Source organism: Intrasporangium sp. (assembly GCF_030452765.1).
Classification (GTDB): Bacteria; Actinomycetota; Actinomycetes; order Actinomycetales; family Dermatophilaceae; genus Intrasporangium_A.
Genome location: NZ_JAKDLO010000102.1, coordinates 1 through 16,274, shown reverse-complemented (window position 1 = coordinate 16,274; position 16,274 = coordinate 1). Strand labels below are relative to the sequence as shown.

Below are 16,274 nucleotides of genomic sequence, written 5' to 3'. Positions count from 1 at the left end.
AGAGCTGCACTCTCGAACGGTAGAGCTGCACTCTCGAACGGTAGAGCTGCACTCTCGAACGGTAGAGCTGCACTCTCGATGAGGAAGAGTGCACACTCGATCGATCAGGGTCGGGGAGCCGGGGCTGCCAGGGCGGCGCCGACCTCCCGCAGCGATGCCAGGTCATGCACGTCCTGGCTGAGTGCGGGCACGAACGCGACGGGGATCTCGGGATGACCGCGAGAGAACCGTTCCGCCAGTTCCTGCTGCCGCTCGGCCTGCCGGACGAGTGCCGCGTGCATCCGCAGCACACCGGCCGCGTTCGTCGCCGACCGCGGCCCGTTCCCGTCATCGAGCGACTCCGCCATGGCGAGTGCCCGCGAGGGCGAGAGCCCGGGAGCCGAGACGCGACCGATGCGGTTGACGACGAGCCCGCTGAGCGGCATACCTTCTGCCTCCAGCCGGTCTACGAAGAACGAGGCCTCGCGCAGGGCGTCGCGCTCCGGCGCGGCGACGACGAGAAAGGCCGTCTCGTCCTCGGACAGCAGGCGATACGTCGTGTCGGCGCGCTCGCGGAATCCGCCGAACATCGTGTCGAGCGCCGCCACGAACGTCTGCACGTCGTGCAGCATCTGGCCGCCGAGGATCTTCGTCATGGCGCCGCTGACCATCTGGATGCCGACGTTGAAGACCTTCAGGCCGGCGCGGCCGCTCGCCTTCGCCGGCGCGGACAGCAGCCGGATGAAGCGGCCGTCGAGGAACGACCCGAGCCGGTTCGGTGCGTCGAGGAAGTCGAGGGCGGAGCGGGACGGTGGGGTGTCGACGACGACGAGATCCCAGTGGTCGCCCGACGCCTTGAGCTGGCCCAGCTTCTCCATCGCCATGTACTCCTGCGTGCCGGCGAAGGACGAGCTCACCGCCTGGTAGAAGGGGTTCGCGAGGATCTGCTCGGCCTTGTCCGGCTCGGCGTGGGCGAGCACCACCTCGTCGAAGGTACGCTTCATGTCCAGCATCATCGCGTCGAGGGAGCCACCGCTGCTCCGGTCGATCCCGGCGACCGGGCGTGGCGTGTTGTCGAGCTCGGTGAGCCCCAGCGACTGGGCGAGCCGGCGGGCGGGGTCGATCGTGAGCACGACGACGCGTCGGCCCGCCTCGGCCGCCCGCAGCCCGAGCGCGGCCGCGGTCGTCGTCTTGCCGACCCCGCCCGCGCCACAGCAGACGATGATGCCGATCCCGGGGTCGCCCAGCAGGGCGTCGATGTCGAGGTGGGGGGCCGCCTGGGAGGCGCGGACGCTCATCGGGCCATCCCCTGCCCGAGGAGGGCGTCGGCGAGCTCGCGGACCTCGCCCGAGTCGATGCCGTCGGCCAGCGCGGGCAGCGAGTAGATCGGCAGGCCCGTCTGCTCCAGGACGGCCAGCTGCTCCCGCTCGAGGTCGACCCGCAGCGCGTGGTCCTGAGCCTCGTCGAGCAGCCCGTCGAGCAGCCCAGCAGTCACCGCGACACCCGCCTCCTTCAGCTGCGTCGAGATCGAGGGCTTGTGCAGCCGCCCGGCCCGCGCCTGCTCGAGAGCCGCATCGTCGAGGTAGGGCGGGCGGACCATGTTGACGATGATCGCGCCGACGTGCAGGCCCTTGTCGCGCAGCTCGCCGACCGCCTCGACGGTCTCCTGGACGGGCATCTCCTCCAGGAGCGTCACGACGTGCACGACCGTCTGCTCCGACTCGAGCATCTTCGTGATCGAGCCCGCCTGCGAGTGGATCGGCCCGACGCGCGCGAGGTCGGCCACCTCCGCGTTGACGGACAGGAAGCGCACGATCCGCCCGGTCGGTGGGGCGTCCAGCACGATCGCGTCGTATGCCGCTGGGCCGGCTCCCCGGTGCTTGCCGTCCTTACGTCGCCGGCCGGCTTCGTAGATCTTGCCGATGAGCAGCACGTCCCGCACGCCGGGCGCGATGGTCGTTGCGAAGTCGATGGCACCGAACTTCTCCAGCAGCCTGCCGGCCCGGCCGAGCTTGTAGAAGAGCTGGAGGTACTCGAGCAGGGCCGCCTTGGCGTCCACCGAGAGCCCCACGATCTCGCCGCCACCGATGGTCTTCGCGACCCGCGTCTCCTCGGTGCCGAGCGGCGGCACGTCGAAGGTCTGGCTGATCCCTTGGCGGCCCTCGACCTCGCTGAGCAGGACTCGGCGGCTGCGCGTGGCCAGAGCGACCGCGAGGGCCGCCGCGACCGTCGTCTTGCCGGTGCCTCCCTTGCCCGTGACGATGTGCAGCCGGGCGTCCCTCCAGTCGGTCGTCACGGCCACCAGCCTATTGCCGCCCTCCACCGGCTACGGAACGTTCGCGCGGGAGGCGGCCCAGCGGCGTACCCTCATGGCAAACTTGGGCCCGTGGATGTCGACGTGGTGAGACGCGCGCCTCTGTTCCAGGCCCTCGATGACGAGTCGGCCTCCGCGTTGCAGGCGGAGATGACCCGCACCCGGATGGAGCGCGGCGACGTGCTGTTCCGTGAGGGCGACCCCGGCGACAGCCTCTACGTCATCGCGGAGGGCAAGATCAAGCTCGGCCGCACCAGCCAGGACGGCCGCGAGAACCTCGTGGCGGTCCTCGGGCCGGGCGAGATGTTCGGTGAGCTGAGCCTGTTCGACCCGGGGCCGCGCACGATGACCGCGACGGCCGTTGCCGAGACGCAGCTGTTCGGGCTCAAGCACGAGTCGCTGAGCACGATCCTGACCGGGCGACCCGACGTGTCGAAGACCCTGCTGCAGGCGCTGGCCCAGCGGCTGCGCCGCACCAACGCGCACCTCGCCGACCTCGTCTTCACCGATGTGCCGGGACGGGTCGCCAAGGCGCTGCTCGACCTGTCCGAACGGTTCGGTCGCCCGGTCGAGGGTGGCGTCCTCGTCTCGCACGACCTGACCCAGGAAGAGCTCGCCCAGCTCGTCGGGGCGTCGCGCGAGACGGTCAACAAGGCGCTCGCCGACTTCGCGACGCGTGGCTGGCTGCGGCTGGAGGCACGGGCCGTGCTGCTCATGGACGTCGACCGGCTGAAGCGTCGCGCGCGCTGAGTCGCGCGCGCTGACCGGCGACCGGCGACCGGCGGGCGGGCGAGGCGGGCCCGACCGCCACGAGAACCCACAACGAGCGCAGTTGTCGTGGCCGGGAGGGCTGTGGCTCAGGCGTGCTCGCGGAGATACTCGAGCTGGGCCTGGACCGACAGCTCGGCGGCCGGCCACACGTCGTGCGGCACGTCGGCATAGACCCGCTCGACGACCTGACGGGCCGTCGTGTCCCCTGCCGCCAGCGCCGCGCGGACCTGGTCCAGCCGTTCGGCCCGGTGCCGCAGGTAGAAGGACACGGTTGCCGCGGCATCCGCGACGAAGGGCCCGTGGCCCGGCAGCATGCTCGTCACCGTGTCCGCCCGGGTCAGCGCCTCGATCCGGGCGAGCGACTCGAGATAGGACTCGAGGTGCCCGTCCGGCCAGGCGACCACGCTCGTGCCGCGACCCAGGATCGTGTCGCCGGTCAGGATCGTGTTGTCGGCCGGCAGGACGAACGAGAACGAGTCCGCGGTGTGGCCCGGGGTCTCGACCGCAAGGATCTCGAGGCCGCCGACCCGGATGGCCTCGCCGGGCCGGATGTCGTCGTGGCCGCCACCGAAGGCCCGCACCGGCGCCGCGGTCAGCTCGTGGAACCGGTCCGCGCTCTCGGCGTGGTCGAAGTGGTGGTGGGTCAGCAGGGTGAGCGCCACCCGCCGTCCGGACCCGGCGACCGCCTCGAGCACAGCGGTCAGGTGCCCCACGTCCAGCGGGCCGGGGTCGATGATCGCCACCTCGGTCGACCCGGGCTCGCCGACGACCCACGTGTTGGTCCCGTCGAGGGTCATCGGGCCGGGGTTGGGGCACAGCACGCAGGCAGCCCGCGCCGAGATCTGGCCGCCGGCCCAGGTCGGGTCGGCCGCTGCGCCATTCATCGTCGACGGCCGGCTCGACGCGCGGTGGTCATGACACCGAGATCCGCATCGCGGGCCCACCCGGGGTCGAGACGATCGTCGGCATGATGAGCGGCAGGTGCTCCGTGTGCCGGATGAAGGCCTGCGCGCTCCCTGCGTCACGCATGTCCTCGAGGCAGACGAGCGTCGGCGGCAGCATGACCGCCTCGCCCCGCCCGAAAGCTGCCAGGGTCTCGTCCGGTCGCACCCAGCCGGACCGGTCCGCCTCGCTCGTCTCGCCGTCGGCCTGCTGGTGCTCGGGCATGAGCGCGGCGAAGAACCACGTGTCGAACCGGCGCGGCTCGAACTCCGGTGTCAGCCAGTGCGCCTTGACGGCGAGCAGGTCCGAGCGCAGCACGAGCCCCGCATCCTGCAGGACCCCGGCGAGGGACAGCTCACGCCCGACCAGGCCGTGCCGAAGCTGTCGCCACGACGCATCCGAGACGTCCACCAGCGGGCTGTCGGGCGACTCGCCCGCCAGCAGCACCCCGGTCTCCTCGAAGACCTCGCGGACGGCGGCGGCGACGAACATCTGCGCCTGCGCCGCGCCGCAGCCCCCGAACCGTCCGGCCCACTCGGCCGGGGACGGCCCGGCCCAGGGCAGACCCGGCTCGCCGTCGCGGACGTCGCATCCGCCGCCGGGGAAGACGAGCATGTTCGGCGCGAAGGCCATCCCCGAGACTCGCCGCAGCATGAAGACCTCGGTCCCGTGCGTACCGTCGCGCACCAGCATCACCGTGCTCGCCTGTCGCGGCGTGGCCGGCTCCCACCGATCGCCGGCGAGCCAGCGCGACCCGGCCCCCGCCATCGGCAGGTCCTTGGCGACCGGGAAGTCGCGGCTCAGCACCGAGCTGCCCGACATGCCGGCCTCACCCGGCGACAGCGACGACGACCTCGACCTCGACCGGCGCGTCGAGCGGCAGGGCCGCGACCCCCACGGCGGAACGGGCGTGGACTCCCTTGTCGCCGAAGACCTTCCCGAGCAGCTCGCTCGCGCCGTTGACCACGCCGGGCTGCCCGGTGAAGGACGGGTCGGACGCGACGAAGCCGACGACCTTGACGACCCGGGCGACCTTCTCGAGGTCACCGAGCTCGGCCTTGATGGCGGCGATGGCGTTGAGGGCGCACGTCGCGGCATAGCCTTTCGCGTCCTCGGGGCTCACCTCGGCACCCACCTTGCCGGTGCCCTGCAGTGCGCCGTCGAGCATGGGCAGCTGCCCGGACGTGTAGATGTGGTTGCCGTCGCGCACGGCCGGCACGTAGGCCGCGACCGGCGGCACGACGTCCGGCACCGTGAGACCCAGCTCGGAGAGGCGCTCTTCGACAGTTGACATTGGCTCAGCCCTTCGGACGCTTGAAGTAGGCGACGAGGCTCTGCCCGTCCGGCCCCGGAACGATCTGCACCAGCTCCCACCCGTCAGACCCGAAGTTGTCCAGGATCTGCTTCGTGTTGTGGATGATCAGCGGTGCAGTCAGGTACTCCCACGTGGTCATGCGCCTCACCCTACTCAGCGCCGCGACTGGCACGATGACCGCATGACCGATCCCACGCCGGACCCGCGGTCCTGCGCCGTGCTGGGACGTCAGGCGCCCCCGCCGACCCGGTGGGCGGCATACGGCGACCACCCCGACCAGGTCTACGACGTCCGCGAGCCTGCGCACCCGCTCGGTGCGACGGTGCTCGTCGTGCACGGCGGGTTCTGGCGCATGGTGTACGACCGCGCCCACGTGGGGAGCCAGGCTGCCGCGCTCGCAGACGCCGGCTTCCACGTCGCGGTCGCCGAGTACCGCCGAGGCCGTATGCCGCCGAGCTCGCTCCCGGCGGCCCTGCCCGACCTGCGGGACCTCGTCGCTGCCGTGCGTGCCGACGCCAGGCTGCCGAAGCGTCTCGTGCTGGTCGGGCATTCGGCCGGCGGCCAGCTCGTCGCGTGGGCGGCGAACCAGCCGTGGGCCGAAGACCTGGCGGGGGTGGTGGTACTTGCCGGGTGCGTCGACCTGGCGGCCACCTTTGCGATGCGTCTCGGGGACGGGGCCGGCTCGGACTGGCTCGGGTCGACTCCCGAGCAGGCCCCGGAAGTGTGGCAGGTCGCCGACCCGATGACCTCCCTGCCGCCCCGGGTGCCGGTCCGGCTGCTGCACGGCCGCCAGGACGAGATCGTGCCGGTGTCCGTGACGGACCGGTATGTCCAGCGCTGCCGTGACCTCGGTGCGGACGTGCGCCTCGAGGTCCTCGACGGGTGCGGGCACTACTCGCTCATCGACCCCCGGGCGCCCGCGTTCGCGCAGGTCGTCACCGTGCTGCATGGTCTCGCCGTGCCCACAGCACATTGACAGCCCTGCAGTTGCCGATCGACAGGAGACCCGCCTTAGAGTGGCCGGTGTGGCTGCGGTCGTCCGGGAAGAGTCCCCTCTGGCGCTGACCCGGCGTGCCCGCAAGATGTACCGGCTGCTGCACGAGCGCTACCCCTACGCCCACTGCGAGCTCGACTTCAGCACCCCGCTCGAGCTGCTCGTCGCCACGATCCTGTCCGCACAGACCACGGATGTCGGCGTCAACAAGGTGACCCCCGTCCTCTTCGCGACGTATCGCAGCGCCGCCGACTATGCGGCCGCGGTTCGCGAGGAGCTGGAGGCGATCATCCAGCCGACCGGGTTCTACCGGGCCAAGACCGACTCCCTGATCAAGCTCGGCCAGGCGCTCGTCGAGCGATACGACGGCGAGGTCCCCGGCAGGCTGAAGGACCTCGTCACCCTTCCGGGCGTCGGTCGCAAGACCGCGAACGTCGTGCTCGGCAACGCCTTCGACGTGCCCGGGATCACCGTCGACACCCACTTCGGCAGGGTCGCTCGCCGGATGGGCTGGACCGACGAGGAGGACCCGGTCAAGCTCGAGCACGCGGTCGGGTCCCTGTTCGTCCGCCGGGACTGGACGATGCTCAGCCACGTCGTCATCTTCCACGGCCGGCGTACGTGCCACGCGAGGCGACCGGCCTGCGGCGCCTGCCCGGTGGCCAGGCTCTGCCCGTCGTACGGCATCGGTGAGACCGACCCCGTCAAGGCGGCCCGACTGCTCAAGTACGAGCTGGCACCCACGTGAGCGGCCCGACCCGGCCCAGCGGAGCGGCATACGCGAGTGACTCCGGGGCGATCGCGCCGGGCGCGGTCGGCCAACCGCGTCCCGAATGGATGGACAAGGTCGTGCGCCGCCTGGAGATGGTCGACGGCGACTACTTCAGTCGCTTCCTGCCCCCCGATGACGACACCGGGCGCGAGTCCGCCGTGCTGATGCTCTTCGGCCCGCCGCCTGTCGCGTCCGCGGCCACGGGCGAGCACGTGCTGCTCATCGAGCGCTCCCACACGATGCGGTCGCACCCTGCGCAGATCGCCTTCCCCGGCGGGGCGCGCGAGCCGACGGACGACGACCTCGTCGAGACGGCGTTGCGCGAGGCCGAAGAGGAGACCGGTCTCGACCCGGCGGGCGTCGAGATCGTCGGGGTGCTGCCCTCGCTGTTCCTGCCGCCGAGCCAGTTCGTCGTCGCGCCGGTGCTCGGCTGGTGGAAGCACCCCACCCCGGTCGGCGTCGTCGACGTGGCCGAGGTCCACGACGTGATCGACGTGCCGCTGCAGCACCTCATCGATCCCGGGTACCGATACTCGGTGCGGCACCCCAGCGGGTTCACCGGCCCTGCCTTCGACATCGACGACCTCATGCTCTGGGGGTTCACGGCCGGGCTGCTCAGCCGCACCCTCGAGCTTGCCGGGCTCGACCATCCCTGGGACCAGCAGGTCCTGCGGCCGCTGCAGGCTCGCTACCTCGGCGGCCGGAGGGGGTGAGGCCGCGATGACCGGCTCGATGCTGATCGATCTCGCGCTCGCCTTCGTCCTGATCGCCTACGCGGTCTCGGGCTACCGGAACGGCCTGATCACGAGCGTCTTCTCGCTGGCCGGGTTCCTCGTCGGGGCCGTCATCGGTGTCTGGCAGCTGCCGAACCTCGTGGCACGTGTGGACCTCATCGCGGACGACCCGCGCCTGCGGATGATCACCCTCGTCGTGGGTGTCATCGCACTCGGTTGGCTCGGGCAGTTCCTCGGCGGCCTCGTCGGGCACTCGATGCGGCCCAGGGTCGGCGCCCGTACCGCCCGTGGGCTCGACTCGGTCCTCGGCGCGGTGGTCGTCGTGGTCGCTGCGTCGCTGATCATCTGGTTCGTCGGCGGGGCGCTGCGCACCTCGGGCAACCCGGCGCTCACGACGGCGGTCTCCGAGTCGAGGATCATCGGGGCGATCAACCGGGTCGTGCCCTCGCAGACCGGGCAGCTGTTCGCCGGTTTCCGCAGTTTCCTGTCGCAGCAAGGGTTCCCACAGGTCTTCGGCGGGTTCGCGCCGGAGCCGATCACGCCGGTGCGCCCTCCGGACCGATCCGTCACGGACCAGCCGGCGATCGTCGCGGCCGAGCGCTCGATCCTCAAGGTCACGACCGACTCCGCCCAGTGCGGGGCCGCCCAGGAAGGCACCGGGTGGGTCATGCAGCCCGACACGGTCGTGACGAACGCGCACGTCGTCGCCGGCGCCGAGCGCACCCAGGTCGAGAGCCCGAACGGAGATCGGTATGCCGCCGAGATCGTCGTCCTCGACCCTGATCGCGACCTGGCGGTCCTTCGGGTCCCGGGGCTGCCTGCGCCTGCACTGCCCCTCGGCGAGCCGCTCGAACGCGGTGCGGACGCCGTCGTCGCGGGCTACCCGCTAGACGGCCCGTTCTCCGCTGTGCCCGCCCGGGTGCGTTCCGTGCTCGAAGCGCAGGGCCGTGACATCTACGGCCAGCGGACGGTCGTCCGGGAGATCTACTCGCTCTACACGACCGTCCAGCCGGGCAACTCTGGTGGGCCGCTGCTCGACGGGTCCGGCCGGGTCGTGGGCGTCGTGTTCGCCAAGTCGCTCGAAGACGCCAACACCGGCTACGCCTTGACGCTGGCCGAGGCGGAGCCGGTGCTCGAGCAGGCCCGCTCGGCGCGAGTGGAGGTGCCCTCCGGCGCCTGTCTGGCGCGGTGAGTCGGGCGTACCCCGAGCGGCATACCCTCGGGGCATGCACGTCGACTCGCCCGGCCTCGCGACCGACCTCGCCCTGCTCGAGCTGCAGGGCTCGACCATCCGGGACGGGGGCGACCACCTGGTCGTCCGCTCTCCGCAGAACCCGACCTACTGGTGGGGCAACTTCCTGCTCCTCGCGCGCGCCGTGCCGCCGGACGAGGTGCCGGGGTGGGTCGAGCGGTTCGAGCAGGAGTTCCCGGGCGCCCAGCACCGGACGTTCGGTTTCACCGACAGCGACGGCGACTACAGCGGCTGGCGCGAGCGGGGGTTCGAGGTCGAGTACGAGGTGACGCTGACGACGACGAAGGTCCCGACGTGGCAGCCGATGGACGACGAGGAGATCTCGATCCGGCGCCTGGCCGGGGGCACCGACTGGAGCCGAGCCGCAGAGCTCGGCGCGAGTGACCTCGTGATCGGCGAGTTCGAGCAGCGGCGTACGGCAGCGCAGGAGGCGCTCGTCGACGACGGTCGGGGCGCGTGGTTCGGCGCGTTCGTGGGCAGGCGGCTCGTCGGGAAGGTCGGCGTCGTCCGGCTCGGCACGCGTGCCCGCTACCAGGACGTCGTCACCGACGACGGGTTCCGACGACGTGGCATCGCGGCCCGTCTGGTGCGGGTCGCGGGGGAGTGGGCCCTGACCAGCCCGGACGTGCGAGAGCTCGTCATCGTCGCCGTCAAGGACGGGCCAGCGAGGGGCCTCTACGAGCGGCTCGGTTTCGACCCGGCCGCCTGCCACGTCGGCGTCGAGCGCGGTCCGTCTCGACCCGGATAGGGGTCCCGGCGGCGCTCACCGAGGCTTCACCGCGAGGACCGGGCAGGGCGCGTCGAGCAGCACCCGCTGGGCTGTCGAGCCGAGCAGGAGCTTGCCGACCGCCGTGCGATGCCGCAGCCCAATGACGACGAGCCGGGCGTCGACCTCGCCCGCCACGTCGATGAGTGCCTCGGCCGGGTCGGTGCCGTGCTCGATGCGGCGCACCTCGTGGGCGACCCCGGACTCGGCCAGGTCGCGGTCGAGCCGGTCCAGTTCCGAGCTCGGTGCTCGGTGGGCGTCGACGAGCTTGTCGTCGCGAGCCATGTTGACGACGAGGACCCGGTCGCCGTGCGCACGCGCCTGCTCGATGCCTGCGGTGAGGGCGGCCTCGCCCTGCTTCGTCGGGATGTAGCCGATGACGATGGTCATGCCGAAGCCTCCGTGCTGATGGTCGTGTGCTGGCCGGGACCGGATCCGGGGCCGCCGTTGCCGCCGGCCGTCCGGATCAGCCTGGCGATGAGCGGCCAGAGGATGGCCACAGCGATGACCGCGTAGCAGACCCAGGAGACCGGCCCGCCGACGAGCCCGCTCAGGTCACCGTGCGAGAGCTGGAGCGAGCGACGCAGGTGCAGCTCGGCGATCGGGGCCAGGATGACCCCGATGATGAGCGGCAGCACGGGGAAGCCGAAGCGGCGGATCGCGAAGCCGAGCAGCCCGATGGCCAGCAGCAGGTACAGGTCGAAAGCCTGGCCGTTGACCGTCCAGGCACCCATCGCAGCGAAGAAGAGGATGCCGGCGTAGAGGTATGGTCGGGGGATCTGCAGCAGCTTGGCCCACGCGGGCGCCAGCGGCAGGTTGAGCAGCAGCAGCATGGTGTTTCCGACGAACAGGCTCGCGACGAGCGTCCAGACCAGGACGGGCTGCTTCTCGATGAGCAGCGGCCCGGGGTCGAGTCCCCACCCCTGCAGCGCGGAGAGCATGATCGCCGCGGTGGCGTTCGTCGGCAGGCCGATCGCGAGCAGCGGCACGAGGGTGCCCGCGGCCGACGCGTTGTTGGCCGCCTCCGGGCCGGCGACGCCTTCGATGGCTCCCTTGCCGAACTCCTCGGGGTGCTTGGTGAGCTTGCGTTCGGTGACGTAGGACAGGAAGGTCGGCACCTCGGCCCCGCCGGCGGGGATGGCGCCGAAGGGGAACCCGAGTGCGGTGCCGCGCAGCCACGGCTTCCAGGACCGTCTCCAGTCCTCGCGGCCCATCCACGGCTTCCCGACGGGGATGACGCTTCCTGCCTTGCGGCGCAGGTGAGCGGCGACCCAGAGTGCCTCGCCGACGGCGAACAGGCCGACCGCGACGACGACGATGTCGATGCCGTCCGCGAGCTGGGGCAGGTCGAAGGTCATCCGCTGCTGACCGGTGACCCTGTCGATGCCGACGATGCCGATGGCGAGGCCGATGAGCAGGGAGGCGAAGCCCCGGATCCGGGACGAGCCGAGGACCGCGGCTGCGCCGACGAAGGCGAGCATGATGATCGCGAGGTAGTCGGGCGAGCCGAGCTTGATCGCGAAGGCGACGACCTGGGGCATGACGAACGCGAGCAGCAGGGTTGCGATGGTGCCGGCGACGAAGGAGCCGATCGCCGCGGTCGCGAGTGCCTGTGCGGCACGACCGGCCTTGGCCATCTTGTTGCCCTCGAGCGCCGTCACGACCGACGAGGACTCGCCCGGGGTGTTGAGCAGGATCGAGGTCGTCGACCCGCCGTACATCCCGCCGTAGAAGACGCCGCAGAACAGGATCATCGCCTGGGTGGGGTCGAGCCCGAAGGTGATCGGCAGCAGCAGCGCCAAGGTCATGGCGGGGCCGATGCCGGGCAGCACGCCGACCGCCGTGCCGACGGTGACGCCGACGAACGCATAGAGCAGGTTGATCGGCGTCAAGATGTGGCCGAAGCCCTCGATGAGGTTGTTGAGGTTGTCCATCAGAGAATCCCTTGGAGGATGCCGGCGGGCAGGTTGACTCCGAGCCCGATGGCGAACGCATAGAAGGTGATCAGCGAGATGGCGATGCCGATGAGCAGGCCACGGATGTGGTGCCGGTTGCCGAGGGCGAAGGAGCACCCCCAGAACAGCAGCGATCCGGCGATGACCCAGCCCAGCGGCTCGATGAGGGCAGCGCTCACGCCGAACACGACAAGGAGCAGCCCGACCGTCTTCCAGTCCGCTCGGGCGGTCAGGTCGACGTCCTCACCCTCGTCGGACGCGCCCACGCCGCCGCGGCGGATGTCGATGGCGTAGAGGACCGCGACGACGAGCATGAGGATGCCGAGCACGATGGGGACGGGGCGCGGACCCATGGGGTCGTTGCTGGTCTGCATCGGCGCAAGCCGGGTCGCGTCGACGATGAGCACGATGCCGAGGACGGCGAGGGCCGCGCACATGCCGTACTGTGCGCGGTCCCCGCTCGTGGTCGCCTGGCCAGCCGCCCCGGTCCGGTCTGGCGACGGGTCGGGGTCCCGGTCCGGGGTCACGCCTGGTGTCTGGTCGGACATGGTCAGCTCGCGAGTCCGAGGTTCTGCAGGATCTCGGAGACGGACTGGTCCTGGGCCTTGAGGAAGGCGCCGAACTCGTCGCCGGCCTGGAAGGCGTCGGTCCAGCCGTACTTGGCCTCGGCGTCCTTCCACGCCTGGGTGTCGTGCATCTTGGTCAGGGCGTCGACCCATACCTTCTTGTCCGCCTCGGAGATCCCGGGGGGAGCGACAATGCCGCGCCAGTTCGTGAACGTGAAGTCGATGCCGGACTCCTTCATCGTCGGCACGTCCTTCAGGGCCGGGATGCGCTGCTCGCTCGTGACGGCCAGCACGCGCACGGAGCCGGCCTTGACCTGCGGGAGGAACTCGCCGAAGCCGCTCGCACCGAAGTTGATCTTGTTGCCGAGGATCGCGGGCAGCAGCTCGCCTCCACCGTCGTAGCTGATGTACGAGACCGTCTTGGGGTCGATGCCGACCGCCTTGGCGAGCTGCATCGGCAGCAGGTGGTCGGGCCCGCCCGGGCTGGACCCGCCGCCGACGTTGATCTTCGCCGGGTCCTTCTTCCAGGCGTCGACGAGCTGGTTGATGTCCTTGTACGGTGACGCCTTCGGCACCACGATGGCCCCTGCCTCCTCGATGAGGCGCGCGATCGGTGTCGTGTCACTGAGCTTGGCCTCCGACTTCTGCGTGTGGGAGGCGCCGACGACGCCGAGCCCCATCAGCATGCCGAGCTTGCCGTTGCCCTTCTCGTTGACCACACGCTGCAGGCCCACGGTTCCGCCGGCGCCCGGCAGGTTGAAGACCTGGATCGAGCCGGTGATCTTGGCGTCCTCCATGACCTTGGCGGCGGTGCGGGCGGTGGTGTCGTAGCCGCCACCTGGCGAGTTCGGCACCATGATCTGCAGGCCGGTCGCAGGTTTGCTGTCGCCAGCGGCGGTGGAGCCGGCGGTCGGGGAGTCCTTCTTGGTCGCTCCGCAGGCGCTGAGGCCGAGCGCGCCGATCGCGACGACGGCAGCGAGCCGGGTGGTGGTACGGGTGCTCATCGGTCGAGTCTCTCTTTCGCGTTCAAAGGTTGGAACGGCATGATCATTGCCGCGCCACCCCGGTCGTGTCGCCCTTGTGTCAGCAGTGGAGGTTGAGTTCGTTTTGGTCATGCAGCGCCGTCGCCTCTCGCTTGCGGGACAGCTCCTCGTGGCGCAGCTCGTCATCCTCCTCGGGATCCTCGTCACGGTCGCCCTCGTCGCGCTCGCGCAGTCGGAGGCGACCTTCAACCGGACGGAGGGCCGGCGGGTCTCCGCGGTCGCCGAGCAGCTCGCCACGGTCCCGATCGTGCGATCGGAGCTGTCGAGCGGGATCGTCGACGCGACGCCGTCGCTGGTCCAGTCCACGGTCACCCAGTACGGGGTCACCAGTGTCACGCTCATAGACGACCAAGGCGTGGCCCTGGTCTCCTCGGATCCGACGATCGCGAGAACGCGCGTACAGCTCGGGTCCGGCGCGGTCGCCGAGGGCGCCAGCTGGACCGGCACCCTCGAGATCGGCGGTCAGCCGATGCTGGTGACCCAGACCCCGGTGCTCAGCGACGCCGAGGGCCAGGTCGGCGAGCACCTCGGAACCGTCATGGTGGCGGTCGCGAGACGCTCGCTCCTCGACCGGCTCAGCGGCGCCTCGTCCTTCCTCGTCACGTATCTCGGCATCGCCCTTGCGCTCGGTGGGATCGGCTCCTGGCTGGTTGCGCGCCGGATCAAGCGCCAGACCCTCGGTCTCGAACCGGCCGAGATCGCCCGCTTCGCGGAGAGCCGGGAGGCGATGCTCTACGGGCTGGCCGAAGGCGTCGTCGCCCTCGACACGAACGGCAGGGTCACCGTCGTCAACGATGCCGCCCAGCGTCTGCTCGAGCTGCCCGACCACGCCGTGGGTATGGCGCTCACCGACCTGCCGATGGGCCCGCGCCTGCGCGACGTCCTGCAGGGCGTGGTCGGTGCCGACGAGCCGAGCGCGCGCGACCAGGTGGTCCTGCGGCGCGGGCGGGTGCTCGTCATGAACCGTATGGAGGTCGTCAAGGACGGGCGACCGCTCGGGTCGGTCACGACGCTGCGCGACCGGACCGAGCTCGCCGAGCTGGAGCGGCAGCTGGGTTCGTTCCGCAGCACGACGGAGCTGTTGCGAGCACAGGCACACGAGTTCGCCAACCAGCTCCACACGATCTCGGGGCTCATCCAGCTCGGTGAGCACGACGAGGTGGTGCGCTACGTCGACTCGGTCAGTCAGCACCGGGCCCACCTGGATCTCAGTGTCTCCCGGCGGATCCGCGACCGGGCCATCACTGCGCTCGTGCTCGCCAAGGCATCGCAGGCGACCGAGCGCCGGGTCGAGCTGCGGGTCAGCGACGACACGTCGCTGGCCCGGCTCGCCCCGCGCGACTCGGCGGACCTCGCCGCAGTGGTCGGGAACCTCGTCGACAACGCGATCGACGCGGCGGCAACGCGGGAGGGCGCCGGGGGCGGCGCGCCGAGGTGGGTCGAGCTGGGCATCCGCCAAGGCGGCACGACGGTCGAGGTCGTGGTGTCCGACTCCGGGCCGGGCGTGGCTCCGGAGCTGGTCACCGAGGTCTTCACCTACGGCTTCACGACCAAGGCCGCTGCCGCCGGTGAGCGGGGAATCGGCCTCGGGCTGATCCGGCTCATCTGTCGCCGCCGTGATGGCGAGGTCAGCGTCGAGAACACGCCGCAGGGGGCGGTCTTCACGGCGAGCCTCACGGTGGAGGCCGAACCGGAGGGAGTGCGATGATCCGCGTGCTCGTCGTGGACGACGACTTCATGGTCGCCCGTATCCATCGAGGTTTCGTCGAGCGTGTCGGCGGGTTCGCGGTGGTGGGCGTGGCCGGCACCGGCGCGGAGGCCGAGTCGCTCGTCGCCGAGCTGAAGCCCGACCTCGTCCTGCTCGACCTGTACCTGCCGGACCTCTTCGGCCTCGACCTCATCACGCGGCTGCGGGCGGCCGGGGAGGACTGCGACGTGGTCGTCATCACGGCAGCGAGGGAGGCGGACGCTGTCCGGCGTGCGGTCCGGGAGGGTGTGGTCGGCTACCTGCTCAAGCCGTTCGCCTTCGCTGACCTCGAGCAGCGACTGGTTGCCTATGCAGCCGAGCGCGGCAGGGCCGCAACGGCCGGTGAGCTGACCCAGCAACAGATCGACGCGGCGTTCGGCACATCGACCCCGTCGGCGGCGCCGCTGCCCAAGGGGCTCAGCGTCGAGACGGCGCTGTCGGTCGAGCGGGTGCTCGGCTCGGCCGGTACCGAGGACGCCACCCTGTCAGCGACGGAATGCGCTGAGCGCGTGGGGATCTCGCGGGTGAGTGCCCGGCGCTACCTCGAGTACTTCGTGGCGCAGGGCCGGGCCGAGGTGAGACTGCGATACGGCACGACCGGCCGCCCCGAGCGCCGCTACCGCGCCCGCTCCCGCTCCCGCTGACCCACCCTGATTCATCGACAGTGCACTACTCCCGATCGACAGTGCACTACTCCCGATCGAGAGTGCACGACTCCCGATCGACAGTGCACTACTCCCGATCGAGAGTGCAGTAGTCCCGATCGAGAGTGCACTAGTCCCGATCGAGAGTGCAGTAGTCCCGATCGAGAGTGCAGATGTGAATACCAGTGGTTCTGTTCAGGAGCCGTGGCTGGCGCGCTGGTTCGGGAAGGTACGCCCATGCTCAAGGGTGTCCATGACGAGACCGAGGCCGATGTGACCGGCCGGGTCGGTGAGCCGCTCGTCTCTGCTGGATGGGGTCATCGGTGCGCGGGCGAGGGTCGCCTCGGCGATCCTGCCGTTCTGGGCGTGCAAGTCTGTCAACCGTCAGGCTCAGGTGGCGCACCCCACTGGGGAGGGCTCTACTGCGAACGGGTGGTCGAGGTGCTGCGCTGCCCTACCTGCACGACTTCATCCAGCGAC

19 protein-coding genes are annotated in these 16,274 nt (G+C 70.8%); 8 read left to right on the top strand and 11 right to left on the bottom strand.

Translation table 11 applies throughout. The annotated features are described in order from the left end of the window. Positions 1 to 104: 104 nt before the first annotated feature. Together L0H79_RS13545 and L0H79_RS13540 are read right to left on the bottom strand one after the other, a co-directional pair. Positions 105 to 1,277: an ArsA family ATPase gene (locus L0H79_RS13545; RefSeq protein ID WP_301485148.1), complete on the bottom strand. Its 1,173-nt coding sequence runs from the start codon at positions 1,275 to 1,277 to the stop codon at positions 105 to 107. Then, positions 1,274 to 2,275, bottom strand: a complete 1,002-nt coding sequence (locus tag L0H79_RS13540; RefSeq protein ID WP_301485147.1) for an ArsA-related P-loop ATPase — start codon at positions 2,273 to 2,275, stop codon at positions 1,274 to 1,276. The genes L0H79_RS13545 and L0H79_RS13540 overlap by 4 nt, the downstream gene beginning before the upstream one ends. 90 nt (positions 2,276 to 2,365) lie before the next feature. Between L0H79_RS13540 and L0H79_RS13535 the strand changes: the two genes are divergently transcribed. Continuing rightward, a complete protein-coding gene (locus tag L0H79_RS13535) occupies positions 2,366 to 3,043 on the top strand; it encodes a Crp/Fnr family transcriptional regulator (RefSeq protein WP_301485146.1) in 678 nt (225 codons plus the stop codon). A 107-nt stretch (positions 3,044 to 3,150) separates the two neighbouring features. On the opposite strand, the gene L0H79_RS13530 is transcribed toward L0H79_RS13535, so the two are convergent. Genes L0H79_RS13530 through L0H79_RS13515 form a run of 4 tightly spaced genes read right to left on the bottom strand, consistent with a single transcriptional unit; the run spans position 3,151 to position 5,460 of the window. After that, complete coding sequence (locus L0H79_RS13530; protein WP_301485145.1) at positions 3,151 to 3,948, bottom strand: MBL fold metallo-hydrolase; 798 nt, start codon at positions 3,946 to 3,948, stop codon at positions 3,151 to 3,153. Between the two features lie 28 nt (positions 3,949 to 3,976). After that, positions 3,977 to 4,828: an NUDIX hydrolase gene (locus L0H79_RS13525; RefSeq protein ID WP_301485144.1), complete on the bottom strand. Its 852-nt coding sequence runs from the start codon at positions 4,826 to 4,828 to the stop codon at positions 3,977 to 3,979. Between the two features lie 7 nt (positions 4,829 to 4,835). Next, complete coding sequence (locus L0H79_RS13520) at positions 4,836 to 5,300, bottom strand: RidA family protein (RefSeq protein ID WP_301485143.1); 465 nt, start codon at positions 5,298 to 5,300, stop codon at positions 4,836 to 4,838. Positions 5,301 to 5,304: 4 nt separating this feature from the next. Beyond that, a complete protein-coding gene (locus L0H79_RS13515) occupies positions 5,305 to 5,460 on the bottom strand; it encodes a DUF4177 domain-containing protein (RefSeq protein ID WP_301485142.1) in 156 nt (51 codons plus the stop codon). Positions 5,461 to 5,502: 42 nt separating this feature from the next. Here L0H79_RS13515 and L0H79_RS13510 point away from each other — a divergent pair, with 42 nt between their 5' ends. From L0H79_RS13510 to L0H79_RS13490, 5 genes are all read left to right on the top strand, one after another. After that, on the top strand, positions 5,503 to 6,297 hold the full coding sequence (locus tag L0H79_RS13510) for a S9 family peptidase (RefSeq protein WP_301485141.1): 795 nt from the start codon (positions 5,503 to 5,505) through the stop codon (positions 6,295 to 6,297). Between the two features lie 106 nt (positions 6,298 to 6,403). After that, positions 6,404 to 7,063 carry an endonuclease III gene (nth, locus tag L0H79_RS13505; RefSeq protein WP_301485149.1) on the top strand — a complete coding sequence of 220 codons (660 nt, stop codon included), beginning with the start codon at positions 6,404 to 6,406 and terminating at the stop codon, positions 7,061 to 7,063. Beyond that, entirely contained in the window at positions 7,060 to 7,800 is a 741-nt protein-coding gene (locus L0H79_RS13500) for a CoA pyrophosphatase (protein ID WP_301485140.1), read from the top strand. The genes nth and L0H79_RS13500 overlap by 4 nt, the downstream gene beginning before the upstream one ends. Before the next feature lie 7 nt (positions 7,801 to 7,807). Continuing rightward, positions 7,808 to 9,013, top strand: coding sequence for a MarP family serine protease (locus tag L0H79_RS13495; RefSeq protein WP_301485139.1), 1,206 nt, complete (start codon positions 7,808 to 7,810; stop codon positions 9,011 to 9,013). A 34-nt stretch (positions 9,014 to 9,047) separates the two neighbouring features. Further along, positions 9,048 to 9,821 carry a GNAT family N-acetyltransferase gene (locus tag L0H79_RS13490; protein ID WP_301485138.1) on the top strand — a complete coding sequence of 258 codons (774 nt, stop codon included), beginning with the start codon at positions 9,048 to 9,050 and terminating at the stop codon, positions 9,819 to 9,821. A 15-nt stretch (positions 9,822 to 9,836) separates the two neighbouring features. On the opposite strand, the gene L0H79_RS13485 is transcribed toward L0H79_RS13490, so the two are convergent. Genes L0H79_RS13485 through L0H79_RS13470 form a run of 4 tightly spaced genes read right to left on the bottom strand, consistent with a single transcriptional unit; the run spans position 9,837 to position 13,364 of the window. Continuing rightward, a complete protein-coding gene (locus L0H79_RS13485; RefSeq protein WP_301485137.1) occupies positions 9,837 to 10,229 on the bottom strand; it encodes a universal stress protein in 393 nt (130 codons plus the stop codon). Then, the gene (locus L0H79_RS13480; protein WP_301485136.1) at positions 10,226 to 11,773 is read right to left on the bottom strand and encodes a tripartite tricarboxylate transporter permease; all 1,548 of its coding nucleotides are present in this window, start codon (positions 11,771 to 11,773) and stop codon (positions 10,226 to 10,228) included. Before L0H79_RS13480 ends, L0H79_RS13485 begins: the two co-directional genes overlap by 4 nt. After that, positions 11,773 to 12,342, bottom strand: a complete 570-nt coding sequence (locus L0H79_RS13475) for a tripartite tricarboxylate transporter TctB family protein (RefSeq protein WP_301485135.1) — start codon at positions 12,340 to 12,342, stop codon at positions 11,773 to 11,775. The genes L0H79_RS13480 and L0H79_RS13475 overlap by 1 nt, the downstream gene beginning before the upstream one ends. A gap of 2 nt (positions 12,343 to 12,344) precedes the next feature. Next, entirely contained in the window at positions 12,345 to 13,364 is a 1,020-nt protein-coding gene (locus L0H79_RS13470) for a tripartite tricarboxylate transporter substrate binding protein (protein WP_301485134.1), read from the bottom strand. A gap of 109 nt (positions 13,365 to 13,473) precedes the next feature. Between L0H79_RS13470 and L0H79_RS13465 the strand changes: the two genes are divergently transcribed. Both L0H79_RS13465 and L0H79_RS13460 read left to right on the top strand, forming a co-directional pair. Continuing rightward, the gene (locus L0H79_RS13465; RefSeq protein ID WP_301485133.1) at positions 13,474 to 15,111 is read left to right on the top strand and encodes an ATP-binding protein; all 1,638 of its coding nucleotides are present in this window, start codon (positions 13,474 to 13,476) and stop codon (positions 15,109 to 15,111) included. Beyond that, positions 15,108 to 15,794, top strand: coding sequence for a response regulator (locus L0H79_RS13460; protein WP_301485132.1), 687 nt, complete (start codon positions 15,108 to 15,110; stop codon positions 15,792 to 15,794). Before L0H79_RS13465 ends, L0H79_RS13460 begins: the two co-directional genes overlap by 4 nt. A 195-nt stretch (positions 15,795 to 15,989) precedes the next feature. Here the strand turns inward: L0H79_RS13460 and L0H79_RS13455 are convergent, their stop codons facing one another. Further along, a complete protein-coding gene (locus tag L0H79_RS13455; RefSeq protein ID WP_301485131.1) occupies positions 15,990 to 16,166 on the bottom strand; it encodes a hypothetical protein in 177 nt (58 codons plus the stop codon). Positions 16,167 to 16,274: the final 108 nt, after the last annotated feature.